Source organism: Actinomadura sp. 7K507 (assembly GCF_004348425.1).
Taxonomy (GTDB): Bacteria; Actinomycetota; Actinomycetes; order Streptosporangiales; family Streptosporangiaceae; genus Spirillospora.
This window is the reverse complement of sequence record NZ_SMKK01000018.1, coordinates 49086-63197: the sequence shown is the minus strand read 5'-3', so window position 1 is coordinate 63197 and position 14112 is coordinate 49086. Positions and strand designations below refer to the sequence as shown.

Annotated in this window: 15 protein-coding genes; 12 read left to right on the top strand and 3 right to left on the bottom strand. The window is 70.2% G+C overall.

The annotated features are described in order from the left end of the window. Positions 1–75: 75 nt before the first annotated feature. Genes E1285_RS06810 through E1285_RS06800 form a run of 3 tightly spaced genes read left to right on the top strand, consistent with a single transcriptional unit; the run spans position 76 to position 4224 of the window. Positions 76–2319 (top strand): MMPL family transporter, encoded by a 2244-nt coding sequence (locus tag E1285_RS06810; RefSeq protein WP_132149210.1) that lies wholly within the window; start codon positions 76–78, stop codon positions 2317–2319. Positions 2320–2326: 7 nt separating this feature from the next. Further along, entirely contained in the window at positions 2327–3550 is a 1224-nt protein-coding gene (locus E1285_RS06805; protein WP_132149208.1) for a sensor histidine kinase, read from the top strand. Beyond that, positions 3547–4224, top strand: coding sequence for a response regulator transcription factor (locus tag E1285_RS06800; protein ID WP_132149206.1), 678 nt, complete (start codon positions 3547–3549; stop codon positions 4222–4224). Before E1285_RS06805 ends, E1285_RS06800 begins: the two co-directional genes overlap by 4 nt. Here the strand turns inward: E1285_RS06800 and E1285_RS06795 are convergent. After that, the gene (locus tag E1285_RS06795; protein ID WP_132149204.1) at positions 4195–5238 is read right to left on the bottom strand and encodes a BtrH N-terminal domain-containing protein; all 1044 of its coding nucleotides are present in this window, start codon (positions 5236–5238) and stop codon (positions 4195–4197) included. The two genes, E1285_RS06800 and E1285_RS06795, sit on opposite strands and share 30 nt — an antisense overlap. 162 nt (positions 5239–5400) lie before the next feature. Here E1285_RS06795 and E1285_RS06790 point away from each other — a divergent pair, with 162 nt between their 5' ends. Next, the gene (locus E1285_RS06790) at positions 5401–6309 is read left to right on the top strand and encodes a Rieske (2Fe-2S) protein (protein WP_132149202.1); all 909 of its coding nucleotides are present in this window, start codon (positions 5401–5403) and stop codon (positions 6307–6309) included. 168 nt (positions 6310–6477) lie between these two features. Here the strand turns inward: E1285_RS06790 and E1285_RS06785 are convergent, their stop codons facing one another. Further along, on the bottom strand, positions 6478–6828 hold the full coding sequence (locus tag E1285_RS06785) for an MmcQ/YjbR family DNA-binding protein (protein WP_132149200.1): 351 nt from the start codon (positions 6826–6828) through the stop codon (positions 6478–6480). Positions 6829–6927: 99 nt separating this feature from the next. On the opposite strand from E1285_RS06785, the gene E1285_RS06780 reads away from it, so the two are divergent. Together E1285_RS06780 and E1285_RS06775 are read left to right on the top strand one after the other, a co-directional pair. Continuing rightward, positions 6928–7515, top strand: a complete 588-nt coding sequence (locus tag E1285_RS06780; protein WP_243722608.1) for a PadR family transcriptional regulator — start codon at positions 6928–6930, stop codon at positions 7513–7515. Positions 7516–7517: 2 nt separating this feature from the next. Next, positions 7518–8732: an FAD-dependent monooxygenase gene (locus E1285_RS06775; protein WP_132149196.1), complete on the top strand. Its 1215-nt coding sequence runs from the start codon at positions 7518–7520 to the stop codon at positions 8730–8732. 46 nt (positions 8733–8778) lie between these two features. Here the strand turns inward: E1285_RS06775 and E1285_RS06770 are convergent, their stop codons facing one another. Next, entirely contained in the window at positions 8779–9606 is an 828-nt protein-coding gene (locus E1285_RS06770; protein ID WP_132149194.1) for an MBL fold metallo-hydrolase, read from the bottom strand. A gap of 173 nt (positions 9607–9779) precedes the next feature. Between E1285_RS06770 and E1285_RS06765 the strand changes: the two genes are divergently transcribed. The 6 genes from E1285_RS06765 (at position 9780) to E1285_RS06740 (ending at position 14014) form a co-directional block, all read left to right on the top strand. Continuing rightward, on the top strand, positions 9780–10637 hold the full coding sequence (locus E1285_RS06765; protein ID WP_132149192.1) for an SAM-dependent methyltransferase: 858 nt from the start codon (positions 9780–9782) through the stop codon (positions 10635–10637). An 87-nt stretch (positions 10638–10724) separates the two neighbouring features. Continuing rightward, positions 10725–11552, top strand: a complete 828-nt coding sequence (locus tag E1285_RS06760) for an SAM-dependent methyltransferase (protein WP_132149190.1) — start codon at positions 10725–10727, stop codon at positions 11550–11552. Positions 11553–11563: 11 nt separating this feature from the next. After that, the gene (locus E1285_RS06755; RefSeq protein ID WP_132149188.1) at positions 11564–11779 is read left to right on the top strand and encodes a DUF397 domain-containing protein; all 216 of its coding nucleotides are present in this window, start codon (positions 11564–11566) and stop codon (positions 11777–11779) included. 58 nt (positions 11780–11837) lie between these two features. Further along, positions 11838–12680, top strand: coding sequence for a helix-turn-helix transcriptional regulator (locus tag E1285_RS06750; protein ID WP_165966489.1), 843 nt, complete (start codon positions 11838–11840; stop codon positions 12678–12680). Positions 12681–12685: 5 nt separating this feature from the next. Continuing rightward, on the top strand, positions 12686–12883 hold the full coding sequence (locus E1285_RS06745) for a DUF397 domain-containing protein (RefSeq protein ID WP_132149184.1): 198 nt from the start codon (positions 12686–12688) through the stop codon (positions 12881–12883). A gap of 342 nt (positions 12884–13225) precedes the next feature. After that, positions 13226–14014 (top strand): hypothetical protein, encoded by a 789-nt coding sequence (locus tag E1285_RS06740; RefSeq protein WP_132149182.1) that lies wholly within the window; start codon positions 13226–13228, stop codon positions 14012–14014. The last annotated feature ends 98 nt before the right edge of the window (positions 14015–14112 follow it).

Below are 14112 nucleotides of genomic sequence, written 5' to 3'. Positions count from 1 at the left end.
CGCTGGAGGCGAGTGTTGGAGGCGCGCGAATTCCGCGCATTCGCCTTTCTTCGCAGCGTCTGGAGTGAGCAACACATGGCGACATTTCTTTACCGGGTCGGGCGGTGGGCCTTCCGGCGGCGCCGGCTCGTCCTCGGCCTTTGGCTGGGCGCCCTGGTGGTGGCCGGGGTCGCCGCCGCCACGGCGCCCGCCGGGCAGGAGGAGGACCTCTCCATGCCCGGCACCGAATCGCAGAAGGCGTTCGACCTGCTGGACGAACGCTTCCCCCAGAGCAACGCCCAGGGCGCCGAGGCCCGCCTGGTGTTCCAGGCCCCGGACGGGCAGCGGGTGACGGCCTGGGAGAACAAGTCGGCCGTCCAGGACACGCTCGGCACGCTGGACGGGGGTGACCAGGTCGCGTCGGCCACCGACCCCTACAAGACCGGCGCCGTCAGCGAGGACGGCACCATCGCCTACTCCACTATCACCTACACCGCGGACGCCGTCGACCTGACCGAGCCGACGAAGAGCGCCCTGGAGGACGCCGCGGGCCAGGCCCGGGACGCGGGGCTGACCGTGGAGATCGGCGGCTCGGCCCTGGACTCGGAAGAGGCGCCGGGCGGTACGACGGAGATCATCGGTGTGGCGGTGGCGGCGGTGGTGCTGATCCTCGCCCTCGGGTCGCTGGTCGCGGCCGGGCTGTCGCTGCTGACCGCCTTCGTGGGCGTGGCCATCGCGTTCGGGCTGGTCTCCGCGCTGGCCGTTCCGCTGGGGCTGACGTCCACCGTCGCCATCCTGGCGCTGATGCTGGGGCTGGCGGTCGGCATCGACTACGCGCTCTTCATCACCTCCCGCTTCCGCGACGAGCTCGCCCGGGGCGGCGGGCCGGAGGAGGCCGCCGGCCGGGCGGTGGGCACGGCCGGATCCGCCGTCGTCTTCGCCGGCGCGACCGTCTTCATCGCCCTGGTCGGGCTGGGGGTCGTCGGCATTCCCGAACTCACCAAGATGGGCCTGGGCGGCGCGGGTGCCGTGGGCCTCGCCGTGCTCGTCGCACTGACCCTGGTCCCCGCGCTGTTCGGCTTCTCCGGGCGGCGGATCCTGTCCCGCGCCGCCCGCAAGGCCACCCGTCCGCGGAGCGAGCGCCCGCACCCCGTGCCCGCCGGGGCCGGACGGCCTGGGCTCGGCACCCGCTGGGCACGGTTCGTGCTGCGCCGTCCCGTGGCCGTGCTGCTGGTCGCCGGACTCGGTCTCGGCGCCGTCGCCCTACCGGCGCTGAACCTCGAACTCGGGCTGCCCGGCGACGAGTCCAAGTCGGTGGAGACCACCGAGCGCCGCGCCTACGACCTGCTGTCGGAAGGCTTCGGCCCCGGCTTCAACGGCCCGCTGACCGTGGTCGTGGACATGTCGGAGGCCGCGAACACCCGCGCCGCCACGGACCAGGTCGTCAAGACCGTCCAGGGAGTGGACGGCGTCGCATCGGTCGGTGATCCGGTCCTCAGCGGGACCCAGGACACGGCCGTCCTCACCGCGATCCCGCAGACGGCGCCGAGCAGCGGCGAGACCAAGGAGCTGGTGCACGCGATCCGGGACGCGGTCTCCGGCGTCGAGGCCGACACGGGCGCAGGCGTCCTGGTGACCGGCACCACCGCGATGAACATCGACATCTCCGAAGCCATGTCCGACGCCCTCATCCCCTACCTGACCGTGGTCATCGGGCTGGCGGTGCTCCTGCTCATGGTGGTCTTCCGCTCGGTCCTGGTCCCGGTCAAGGCCGCGCTCGGCTTCCTGCTGTCGGTGGGAGCGGCCTTCGGCGTCCTCGTCGCCGTCTTCCAGTGGGGCTGGGCGGCGGACCTGATCGGCATCGAGCAGACCGGCCCGGTCATGTCGCTGATGCCGATCCTCATCATCGGAATCGTGTTCGGCCTCGCCATGGACTACGAGGTCTTCCTCCTCACCCGGATGCGGGAGGCCTACGTCCACGGCGCGTCCCCCGGCGAGGCGATCGTCCACGGTTTCCGGCACAGCGGACGTGTGGTGGCCGCGGCGGCGATCATCATGATCAGCGTGTTCGCCGGATTCATCGGGATGAGTTCCCCGACCATCCAGACGATGGGCGTCGGCCTGGCCGCCGCGGTCGCCTTCGACGCCTTCGTGGTCCGGATGGCGATCGTCCCCGCGGTCCTGGCACTGCTCGGCCATCGGGCCTGGTGGCTGCCTCGTATCCTGAACCGCGTGGTGCCGAATGTGGATATCGAGGGGGAGAAGCTGAGCAGGCACGTCCCGGCCACCGAAACCGTGCCGGACGCGGCGGTGCCGGTGCTCCCCGGCGGCGGGCGCTGAGCCGGCCATGACGGACACGGGCGGCGGTGCTCCGCGATCACCCGTCACGTGGTGGCGGGAGGCGGCGGTCACGGCGGCGGCGTTCGCGCTCTGCCTGCTCGGCGGCGTCATCCAGGTCGACGACACGCTGTCGCCGCCGTCCGCCGCCGCCTACGTCATCGCCGTGGTGTCCTGTGCCGTGCTGCCGCTGCGGCACAGGGCGCCCGTGGCCACCATGGCGGCCACGACCGCGGCCGGTGTGCTGGCTCCGCTCTTGGGCCTCCTGCTGACCCCGCTCATCATGGCGTCCGCCGTGATCACCGCCTACTCGCTCGCCGTGCGCACCGACCGGCGCACGGCGAGCGCGGTGCTCCTCGCCTCCGCGGCGCTGCTGGTCACCTTCACCTCCCTGCTCGGGGACCTCTCGTGGAAGGACGCGAGCAGGCTGGCGGTGGTGGCGGCGTTCCCGCTGGTGGCCGGCGTCCTCGGTCACTCGACGCAGAACCGGCGGGCCTACCTGGCGGCCGTGGAGGAACGGGCCCGGCGGGCGGAGAAGAGCCGGGAACTCGAGGCGCGCCGGAGAGTGGACGAGGAGCGGCTGCGCATCGCCCGGGAACTGCACGACCTCGTGGCCCACCAGATCACCCTGGCCAACGCGCAGGCCACGGTCGCCGCCCACCTCTTCGACACCCGCCCTGAGCAGACGCGCAAGAGCCTGAAGGAACTCGTCGAGACCACCAGCGACGCCCTCGACGACCTGCGGGCCACGGTCGGCCTGCTGCGCGAGTCCGGGGACGCGGCCGAGCCCGCCGAACCGGCACCCGGACTGTCGCGGCTGCCCACGCTCCTCGAATCCTTCCGCCGCGCCGGTCTGGAAGTGTCGGTGCAGCAGGAGGGCACGCCCAGGGCGTTGCCGCCGGGAGTGGACCTCACCGCCTACCGCATCGTCCAGGAGGCCCTGACCAACGTGACCAAGCACGCCGGAGCCGGTAGCGCCCGGGTCCACCTCAACTGGAACCGCGACCGCGTGACCATCACCGTCACCGATGACGGAGGGGACGCCCGTACGGCGCCGGACGGCCCGCCCGGTTACGGACTGATCGGCATGCGTGAACGTGCCACCGCGGTCGGGGGACACCTCTCCGCGGGCAGACGTCCGGAGGGCGGCTTCCTCGTCTCCACCGAGCTGCCCCTCCCACCCGCCAAGGACGGAGCGGCGACCATCGAACGGACGGGCGGGGACGAACCGTGACACTCCGGGTACTGCTCGCCGACGACCAGGCCCTTCTGCGGGGTGCCTTCCGGACGCTCCTCGAAACCGCCGACGACATCACCGTCGTAGGCGAGGCCGCCGACGGCAGGGAGGCGGTGAGACTCACCCGGGAGCTGTCCCCGGACGTCGTGATCATGGACATCCGGATGCCCGACGTGGACGGCCTCGCCGCCACGTCGGAGATCTGCGCGGACCCGGAACTGCGCGCCAGCCGCATCCTGATCCTCACCACGTACGAGACCGACGAGTACGTCGCTCAGGCGCTGCGCGCGGGCGCCGGCGGCTTCATCGGCAAGGGCATCGGCGCCGACGACCTCCTGAACGCCGTACGCACGATCGCCGACGGCGACACCCTGCTGTCCCCCGCCGCGACCCGCTCCCTGGTCGCCCGTTTCCTGGCCACCCCGGACAACGCCCCGCCTCACCAGCCCGAACGACTCGCTGCGCTGACCCCCCGCGAACGCGAGATGGTGACCCTGGTCGCGACCGGCCTCTCCAACCAGGAGATCGCCGAACGGATGTACCTCAGCCCTTTCACCGTCCGCGCCCACGTGCAACGCGCCATGACGAAACTGGAAGCCCGCGACCGCGCCCAACTCGTCGTGATCGCCTACCAGACAGGCCTAGCCCGCCCCACCGACCCCCTCTCGTAACCTGATCCCGGCCAGTGCCTGCATGGCCTCGCGTTCTATGCGTGAAAGATCGCTGAGGATGGTGCCTGCCTGTAGGAGGTACTGCGCATCGCCTGATTCACCGGCTTTTGTGATCAGAGCCGCGGTTTCCGTCCACAGGGTCGCCGCCTCGGTGTAAAGCTCGTGGCCGGTGCGCAGGTGGCTGCTGTCGAGAATCTGGGCGCATTCGGCGAGGAAGTCGCGGTAGAGGTTACGGAACAGCGCGCCGCCGGTTCCGGCCTTCTCCATCAAGAGGGCGGTCTGCGGCAGGTCCCGCTGCGGGGCGTCGGTCCGCTGGAGCCACGTGCGCACCAGCTTGCCGGCCTTCTCGATGCCCCGGTAGCCGAGGTTGGCGATGGGCGGGTTGAGGAAGGCGTCGGCGCAGGCGGTGATGGCGGGGATGATCTGGGTCTGCGGGGAGGGCGGGTTCCTCGACGTGGTGAGGGTAGAAGCGGTGAGGGAAGAAGTGGTGAGGGTGAAGGACCGGTGCTTCGCCGCCATCGGGCCGCGCGCGGCTCTGGCCTGGGCGAGGCTCGTCAGGCTGGTGGATACCGCCCCGCCTTGCTGGTCGGTGTCCACCAGGTAGGCGTTGCGGTCGTCGTGGCCGTACATGGCGACCACGTGGCCGGCGAAGTGCACCTTCGAGGCGAAGTAGTCGAGGTGGTAGCTGTCGAGCTGCAGTCCGACCGGGTGGCCGGCCTCAATGGAAGCCGTCACGTTCTCCCAGGCCCTGCGGGGCGAGGTGGTCTCGTGGACCCGGAGTTCCAGCCCGAGTCCGGCGGCCAGGTTTCTGGTGAGCTCGAAAGGCTTGACCCGTCCCCCGAGGAAGGGGAAGCCCATGTTCTTGCCGTCCCAGTAGATGAAGGACAGGCCGGAGCCGAGGCCGAAGAGCATGGGCTCGGACAGATCGAGTCCCCGGTGTCTCAGCAGCACCCCCAGAGTCGTCGTCTCGCAGTGCTGCCCGCCGCGGGCATCAATGTCCATCACCGTCGTCATGCCACGCTCTCCCGGACGTGATGTGCCTGGTCTGGCCACATCGTGGACTCTCCCACCGTGGGAAGGTCCAACGCCGTACCCATGTTGAGGCGGCGGGCGGTTTCGGGAGGAGTTTGGGGGATAGGGAGCGCACGTATGGATTCGTGCGCAGGGGGAGGCGTTATGAGCATGCCGCAGAAGGCGGCGCGTCGGCTGGAGAACGCGCAGGCGCTGGACAAGGTCGCCAAGCCGTACGGTTCGCTGGTCAAGCGCGTGGTTCGGCCGAAGTTCGTCCGGAATCTGCTCAGCGGGACCAATCTGGGACATCCGCTGCATCCGATGCTCACCGACGTGCCGATCGGCGCGTGGACCATGGCCGGGCTCCTGGACGCCATCGGGGGACCCGACGCCGAACCGGCCGCCGACCTGCTGGTGACGGCCGGCATCGTCAGCGCCGTGCCCACCGCCCTCACCGGGGCGAACGACTGGTCCGACACGATCGGGGGCGAGCGGCGGGTCGGGATCGTCCACGCCGCCGCCAACTCCGCGGCGCTGCTGCTGTACGGGACGTCCCTCGCCGCGCGCAGGCGTGGCGACCGGGGCAAGGGCAAGGCCCTGGGGTTCGCCGGGCTCGGGGTGATGATGGCCGGCGCCTACCTCGGTGGTCACCTGTCCTTCACCAGGGGCGTCAACGTCAACCGCACCGCGTGGCTGGAGGGTCCGGAAGAGTGGACGCCGGTCCTGGCGGACGCGGAACTGCCCGAGGGCGCCCACCGCACGGCGGCCGCGGACGGCGTGCGCGTCCTGCTCCACCGGAGGAACGGGAAGGTGTACGCCCTGGCCAACACCTGCAGCCACATGGGCGGCCCGCTCGGCGAGGGGACGATCGAGGACGGCTGCGTCACCTGCCCGTGGCACGGCAGCACCTTCAAGTTCTCCGACGGCGCCATCGAGCGCGGCCCCGCCAGCTCGCCGCAGCCCTGCTACGAGACGCGCGTCCAGGGCGGCCGCATCGAGATCCGCGTCCCGCAGCCGGATTCCCCTGCCCACGTGGCGGAGGAAAGCCCTCGCCGGAGCACGGTCATCACTTGACGGCGTCCTGGAACGCCGCGCCATCGCCGCTCGCCTGATGCGGGCTGCGGAGCGCTCGGCGTCGCCGCGGCCCGGCTCCGCTCGGGTACGCGACGACGTGTGAACCTGTCGCGGCTGGACCTGTCACGGCTGGACCTGTCACGGCTGGACCTGTCGCGGCTGAACCTGTCACGGCTTGTCGGGCGGGTCGTCCAGGGTGCTGGTGAGGCGTTTCGGGGCTGATAGGCGCCAGGCTTCGGTGACGAGTTCGGTCAGTTCTTCCGGGTCGGCCTTGGCGAGGTCGATCTGGAGCCAGGCGAAGCGGCCGCCCGCCCAGGAAGGGGCGAAGACCTCGGGGTTCTCGGCGACCAGGGCGGCCTGTTCCTCGCGGGTGGCCTTGAGCATGACGGTCCCGTCGGCCTCGTTGAGGTAGCAGAAGCCCTTGTCGCGCACGCGGAAGCCGGTCAGCGTCGGATGCCGGTCGTTCTGGGTCACCTCCGGCAGCCCGAGCGTGATCGCCACGAACTCATCTACGCCCATGTCCTGAGGTGTACCACCCGGGTCGGACGGTTCCTAGGCATATAGTTGACATTGACTATTTGGAAGCTGATAGTTGGTGTTGACTAAGGAGATTCAGTGGTGAAGCGGCGCAAGGTGGGCAATCCGCTGGCTCTGGCCGTGCTCGCCTGGCTGGTGCTGGAGCCGATGCACCCGTACGAGCTCGGACGACGGCTGAAGGAGAGCGAGCAGGACCGCAACATCAAGTACAACCGGGGCTCGCTCTACATGGTGGTGAAGCAGCTGGCCAAGGCGGGCTTCATCGCCGAGCAGGAGACCGTCCGCGACACCCAGCGACCGGAACGCACCGTATACGCGCTCACCGAGGAGGGGCGCACGGAACTCTACGACTGGCTCAGCGAACTGGTCGCGCAGCCGCGGCACGAGTACCCGCACTTCGGGGTCGCGCTGTCGCTGATGGTCGTGCTCTCGCCGGACGAGACCGTCCGGCTGCTCGGCACGCGCCTGACCGCCCTGGCCGGCGAGATCGACGAGATCCGCGGCCGGGTCGACGCCGCCACCGCACAGGGCGTCGAGTGGGTCTTCCTGGTCGAGGAGCGGTACCGGGCCGCCCTGCTGGACGCCGAGCACCGCTTCGTCGCCGAGCTGATCGAGGCGATGCGACACCCGGACTACATCCGTAAATGGCAGGAAATGCTTGGGAGCTGAACATGACCGCAGCAAGGACGGCACTGGTCATCGGCGGAGGGATCGCCGGCCCCGCCACCGCGATGGCGCTCCGGAAGGCCGGCATCGAGGCGACGGTCTACGAGTCCTACGCGAGCGCGGCCGACGGCGTGGGAGTCACGCTCACCATCGCGCCCAACGGGCTCGACGCACTGAAGGTCATCGGCGCGGACGAGGCCGTGCTCGGCATCGGCCAGCCGCTGGTCCGCGGGCAGATGTGCGACGGGCGCGGCGGGCGGATCGGCGACTTCCCCGGGCCGGCGGGGCTGCCGCCGAGTCGCGGCCTCTGGCGGGACGAGCTGTGCCGCGTCCTGCACGAGACGGCCGAGGCCCAGGGCGTCCGGATCGAGTACGGCAAGCGGCTCGTCGGCGCCGAGGAGTCGCCGGACGGCGTCACCGCCCGTTTCGATGACGGCGGCAGCGCGACCGCGGACGTGCTCATCGGCGCCGACGGCATCCGCTCCACCGTCCGCGGGCTGATCGACCCCCGGGCGCCCGAGCCCGACACGACCACCCTGCTCAACTTCGGGGCGGCGGCGGACATCGCGGTGCCGTCCGACCGCGAGTCGTCGTACTTCGTGTTCGGCAGGCGCGGCTTCTTCGGCTACTGGGTGCAGCCCGACGACCGCACCGCCTGGTTCGCCAACCTCCCGCACGACCGGCCGCTGTCGTCGGCCGAGGCGCGCGAGACGTCCAAGGCGGACTGGCTGGCCCGGCTGCGCGAGCGGTACGCCGACGACGTGCCCTGCCGGGACATCCTCGCCCGCACCGAGGCCGACGACCTGGTCGTCCTCGGCTCGCTGGAGAACATGCCGAAGGTGCCGACCTGGCACCGGGGGCGGATGGTGCTGGTCGGGGACTCGGCGCACGCGCCGTCCTCCAGCTCCGGGCAGGGCGCCTCGCTGGCCGTCGAGAGCGCGGTGCAGCTCGCCCGCTGCCTGCGCGACCTGCCCGACCCGCGGGGCGCCTTCGCCGCCTACGAGCGGCTGCGCCGCGAGCGGGTCGAGAAGGTCATCGACCGGGGCAACAAGGTCAACAACAGCAAGACGATGGGCGCTTTCGCCAAGGCGATGATGAAGCTGATGATGCCCGTCATGATGCGGACGGTCCTCAACCCGGAGAAGACCCTCGGCCCCGAGCAGCGCCACAAGATCGACTGGGATGCCCCGGTGGCGCCGCCGGAGGGGGCGGCCGTTTGACGTCGGACGTGGGTGACGTCAGGCGTGTGCGTCAAGCGTGGGTGCGTCAGGCGTGGGTGAAGGTGTGGGTCTGGCCGCGGTCGATGTAGGTGACGTCTCCCGCCAGCCCGCGCTGGTCCAGTTCGCGGCGGAAGTCGTCCAGTGACGAGCTGAAGACGGTGTAGTCGTCGTAGTGGATCGGGACGGCGTTCGCCGGACGGATCGTCTCCAGAAGGTCGGCGCCTTGGGCGGCGTCCATGGTAACGATGAGCCCGCCGGGCAGCTTGGTTCCGCCCAGGTGCAGGACGGCCAGGTCGATACCGCGATGGCGGCGGGCGATCTGCTGGATGCCGTCGAACATCAGGGTGTCGCCGGTGATGTAGAGGCGGAACTGGACGTCACCCGTGGCGGGGGCGAACTCCAGCAGGCTGCCCATGACCGGCGGGAGGAGCATCCGGGCGGATCCGGGCGCGTGCCGGCCGGGCATCGCGGTGATGCGCAGCTGCGCGCCGTCCTTGATCAGGGTGTGCGACTCCCAGGCGCGCAGGCCGACCGCGTGGCGGAAGCGGTGCCAGCCCTGGAGGCGGCGGGCCGCGTGCGGCGTGGTGACGATCGGCAGGCCGCGGTCGAGCTTCGCGCGGGCGACCCGGTCCCAGTGATCGCCGTGGAGGTGGGACAGGACGACGGCGTCCAGTTGCGGGAGTTCGTCGGCGCTCATCGCGGGCTCGGTCAGCCGCCGCGCGCTCAGCCCGTGCCCCAGGTACGCGCGCTGCCCGCGATGCAGGAAGTTCGGATCGGTCAGCAGCGTGAACGGCCCGCAGCGCAGCAGCGTCGTCGCGTTGCCGATGAACTGCATCGTGAGCTGCCGCAGGGCGAGTTCCGGTGCGGTCTTCATGGTCGTCCTCCCTTCTGGCATGCGATAGCTGCGGTCATGCCCTAGGAAGGGGAGGCGAACCCTGGCGCCCACCCTTGCCGACTGGGCGGCCGGTCAAGGCGGAACCATCGCAACGGGACCGGACATGTTTCATAATTCGTGCATCACAAGTTGCGGCAACGGAGGCGAGAACGGTGACCGATATCGAGGACGTCCCGCCCGGGGTGGACGTCACCGTCCCCAGCCCGGCTCGCATGTACGACTACTTCCTCGGCGGCACGGAGAACTACGAGGTCGACCGCAAGGCGGCGGAAGTGGTCCGCGAGAAGATGCCCGAGGTGGAGGACGCCGCCTGGGCGAACCGCGGGTTCCTGCAGCGTTCGGTGCGGTGGCTGGCCGAGCAGGGCGTCAGGCAGTTCATCGACATCGGCGCCGGCCTGCCGACGAAGAACAACACGCACGAGGCCGCGCAGGCGGTCGCGCCCGACGCCCGCGTCCTGTACGCCGACAACGACCCACTGGTCACCGTGCACGCGAACGTCCTGCTGGAGGGGACGTCGGGGACGGCGTTCGTCACCGCGGACTTCCGTGACGTGGAGGGCCTGCTCGGGCACCCGGACACCGTGGCCACGATCGACTTCACGGAGCCGGTCGCGCTGCTGGCCGTGGCGATGACCCACTTCGTGCCGGACGAGGATGACCCGTGGGGGCTCCTCCAGCGGTACATGGACCGGCTGGTGCCCGGCAGCTACCTGGTCCTGTCCGCCATCACCGGCGACCGGCAGGCCGACGGCGCGGTCGGCACGATCCGGACGGTGTACTCCAAGTCCTCCGCCGGCGTGAACATGCGGACCCGTACGGAGATCGAGCGGTACTTCGCGGGGCTGGAGATCGTCCCGCCGTACGCGGGTGCGGCGCCGCGGCTCGGCTACGCGGGGGACTGGGGCGCGGACGACATCGACGCCGCCGACAGTGATGGCTCGCGATGGAGTTACTGCGCCGTGGCCAAGAAGACAGAGTCGAAGCAAACTGTGGCGACGCAGACACCCTGACGATGCAGACACCTGACGACGCAGACACCCCCTGACGACGCAGACCCCCTGACGACGCAGACACCCCCTGACGACGGAGGCGAGACAGTGAGCGACATCGAGGAGGCCCCACCTGGGGTGGACATCACCGTCCCCAGCCCGGCTCGGCTGTACGACTACTACCTCGGCGGCACCGACAACTACGAGGTGGACCGCCAGGCCGCCGAGTCGATCCGCGCCCAGATGCCGGAGTTGGAGGACGCCGCCTGGGCGAACCGCGGCTTCCTCCAGCGTTCGACGAAATGGCTGGCCGAGCAGGGTGTCCGGCAGTTCATCGACATCGGCGCCGGGCTGCCGACGATGAACAACACGCACGACGCCGCGCAGGCGGTCGCGCCCGATGCGCGGGTCGTGTACGTCGACAACGATCCGATCGTCCGCGTACATGCGAACACCCTGCTGGAGGGGTCGTCCGGTACGGCGTTCATCACGGCCGACCTCCGCGACATCGACGCCGTACTCGGGCACGAGGAGACCTTGGCGACCCTGGATCTCGGGAAGCCCGTCGGGTTGCTGCTGATGGCGGTGACCCACTTCCTGTCGGACGAGGAGGACCCGTGGGGGCTCGTCCGGCGGTACATGGACCGGCTCGCGCCCGGCAGCTACCTGGCGATGTCCGCCGCGACCCCCGACCGCCACTCCGACGGGGCGGTCGACGCGATCAACGACGTGTACGCCCGTTCCACGTCCACCGCCTACATGCGGAGCCGCCCGGACGTCGAGCGCTTCTTCGACGGTATGGAGATCGTCCCGCCGTGGAAGGGAGCGGAGCCGAAGGTCTGCTACATCGGGGAGTGGGGCGCCGAGGACCCGGAGGCCGCCGACAGTGACGGGTCGCGGTGGGCGTACTGCGCGGTGGCTAGGAGGGCAGAGTGAGGAAGCCGTCGGTGGAAGAACTGGGTATCGACCCGGACACCCTCGACTGGAAGCGCTCCGGGGCGGACGAGGACGCCATCGAAGTCGCTTTTGTCGGCGAATGGACCCTTCTTCGTACCTCTGGCGATCTCATCTCGGTATTCGACGAGCACGAGTGGTCCTGCTTCCTCGACGGCGTGCGGAACGGGGAGTTCGACCATGCCGCCTCCATCCCGCCAAATCTGTGATTCACAAATTCGGAAGGCGTATGATGATGCCGGCCGTATGTCAAGGGAGGTGGTGCCGATGAGTGATGCGTACGGCGCCACCATCGCCAAGCGGGGGCTGGCACGCCGCCTGCGGGAGCTGCGCGTCGAGGCGGGCTATACGGCCAACCAGGTCTGCGACCGGCTGAACTGGGGCAGGGGCAAGGTCGGCCGGTTCGAGGCCAACAGCTGGGTGCGGCCCGAGCTCAGCGACATCCGCGATCTGGCGCGCATCTACGGCGGAAGCGATCTCGACGAGCTCGAGGAGCTTGCGGCGCGTGCGCGGCAGCGGGCCTGGTGGCGTGACCACCCGGAAGTGTTCGACAACGAGTTCCCCGGGTTCGAGGGAGACGCGTCGACCATCCGGGCGGTCATGCCGCTGGTGCTGCCCGGCCTTCTGCAGACCCTGCCGTACATGCAGGCGCTCCTGACCTCCGGGTCGAGGTCGCCGGAGTGGCGGGAGCAGGCGCTGCGGGCGCGGGTGCGGCGGCAGCAGGTCCTCGACCGGGACGACGGCACGGCGCCCGAGCTGGTCGCGCTCGTCACCGAGGCGTCCCTGATGTACGAGTGGGGCGACGCGGGAGACCGCCGCGCCCAGCTGCGCCACCTGCTGAGCATGTCCGGACGCCCGAACGTCGAGCTGAGGCTGCTGCCGCTGGCGAACGGCCTGCACCCCGGCATGTCGACGCTGGTCAACATCTTCCGGTTCCCCGGCGGGGAGCCGCCCATGGTCTTCCTGGAGAACGATGCCGCCATCGAGCAGATCGACGACCCCGGCAAAGTGGAGGCGCATGACAGCATCTTCGAGCAGATCCGCGAGGCGGCGCTGAGCACCGCCGACACCGCGAAGCACCTGGAGAAACTGATCACGACGCTGGAGTAGTGCTTATGGACCTCTCTCAGGCACGGTGGTTCAAGGCCACCGCGAGTGCGAGCAGCAACGGAGGCTGCGTCGAGGTCGCCGACCTCGAGACGGCCACCGGGCTGCGCGACAGCAGGACCCCCGAGGCCGGCGCGCATGTCGTCCCCCGGACCGTGTTCGCCTCGTTCCTCGACGATGTGCGGGCGGGCCGGTACGACCGCTGATCGGGCCGCACACCAGGTCCCCCAGGGCTGCACCCCTGGGGGACCTTCATGTGTGCGGCCCTCTCTCAGGCGCTGCCAACGCTACAGCGCAGGCAGCGGCCGGTCTTCTCCCCGCCGGTACACGTTCAGATCACCGCGCGGGGACGTGTTTTGTACTCCTTATGGCGCATTCGGTGAACGTCTCAATTGTCCATCGCCGACCTTGGTCGTGTGCCGGGTCTTCACCGACCGAATGTGCGAAGCTTGGATCTGTGATTCACACATAGCGAGTCGCGAACCATGGAGTGTCATGTCGCGAATGACTGAATTGCGAACGACCCGCGAGCTCTGAGGGTGGGCGGTATGACGGAGACCGCAGCGGTGCACGGAATGCGCGGAATTCCCTGGAGGCTGGAGAACGGCGGCTGCGCGGCCCTCCCCCTGCCCGGGGACGAGTCCATCGCCCCCGTGGCGCGGACCCAGGTCGCGAGCCTTCTTCCCGCTCTCGGGCTCTCCGTCCAGGACGTCGACGACGTCGCCCTCATGGTCAGCGAACTCGCCACCAACGTCCTGCAGCACGCGACGTCCCGCGACGGCCTCTCCGGCGCCGAACTCTGGGTCTACCAGCGGGCCGACGGACGAGGCCACGACGAGCTGGTCGTCAAGGCGTTCGACACGCTGCGGGAATGGCGCGCGCGCCCGGACGACCCCGGCGAGATGCTCGTCGAACACGGCCGGGGGCTGGAGATCATCGACATCCTCACCAAGGGGCGGTGGGGGCACCACCCGTCCCGGTCCCGGCTCGGTTCACCGCCCGCCCGCGGCAAGGCCACATGGTTCGCCCTGCCGATCGCGCGCACCCGCATCGCACGCGGCCGCCGCCACGACGGCGTGGCCGACGGGAGGCAGGCCATGCGGGTCCTGCGGTCACTGCTCGTCCAGCGCGGCCTCGACCGCCTTTCACTGAGGGACGAGCGCGGCGTCTGCGTCATGTCCGGCCACGGCGACCTGGCCGTGCGGTGCGAGGACGCGACCTTCCGCTGGCGCACCCGCTGCGGCGGCACCGGAGAACTCCCGGTCACCGACATCACCGAGGTGTGCGAACGGCTCGTCGAGATCTGCGAGTCGATGGACGACCTCCACGTGGTCTGACCGTACGGGGGGGGACGGTCAGACCACGTGGATTCCCCAGCGGGTCCAACCCGCCAGGGGTTCAACCAGCCGGGGGTTCAACCAGCCGGGGATTCAAC

What these genes read in the sequence shown, in the direction of transcription:
- E1285_RS06805 (WP_132149208.1), top strand. Translation starts at nt 2,327, where the DNA reads ATGACGGACACGGGCGGCGGTGCTCCGCGATCACCCGTCACGTGGTGG.
- E1285_RS06750 (WP_165966489.1), top strand. Translation starts at nt 11,838, where the DNA reads ATGAGTGATGCGTACGGCGCCACCATCGCCAAGCGGGGGCTGGCACGC.
- E1285_RS06810 (WP_132149210.1), top strand. Translation starts at nt 76, where the DNA reads ATGGCGACATTTCTTTACCGGGTCGGGCGGTGGGCCTTCCGGCGGCGC.
- E1285_RS06795 (WP_132149204.1), bottom strand. Translation starts at nt 5,238, where the DNA reads ATGACGACGGTGATGGACATTGATGCCCGCGGCGGGCAGCACTGCGAG.
- E1285_RS06785 (WP_132149200.1), bottom strand. Translation starts at nt 6,828, where the DNA reads ATGGGCGTAGATGAGTTCGTGGCGATCACGCTCGGGCTGCCGGAGGTG.
- E1285_RS06775 (WP_132149196.1), top strand. Translation starts at nt 7,518, where the DNA reads ATGACCGCAGCAAGGACGGCACTGGTCATCGGCGGAGGGATCGCCGGC.
- E1285_RS06740 (WP_132149182.1), top strand. Translation starts at nt 13,226, where the DNA reads ATGACGGAGACCGCAGCGGTGCACGGAATGCGCGGAATTCCCTGGAGG.
- E1285_RS06770 (WP_132149194.1), bottom strand. Translation starts at nt 9,606, where the DNA reads ATGAAGACCGCACCGGAACTCGCCCTGCGGCAGCTCACGATGCAGTTC.
- E1285_RS06745 (WP_132149184.1), top strand. Translation starts at nt 12,686, where the DNA reads ATGGACCTCTCTCAGGCACGGTGGTTCAAGGCCACCGCGAGTGCGAGC.
- E1285_RS06790 (WP_132149202.1), top strand. Translation starts at nt 5,401, where the DNA reads ATGAGCATGCCGCAGAAGGCGGCGCGTCGGCTGGAGAACGCGCAGGCG.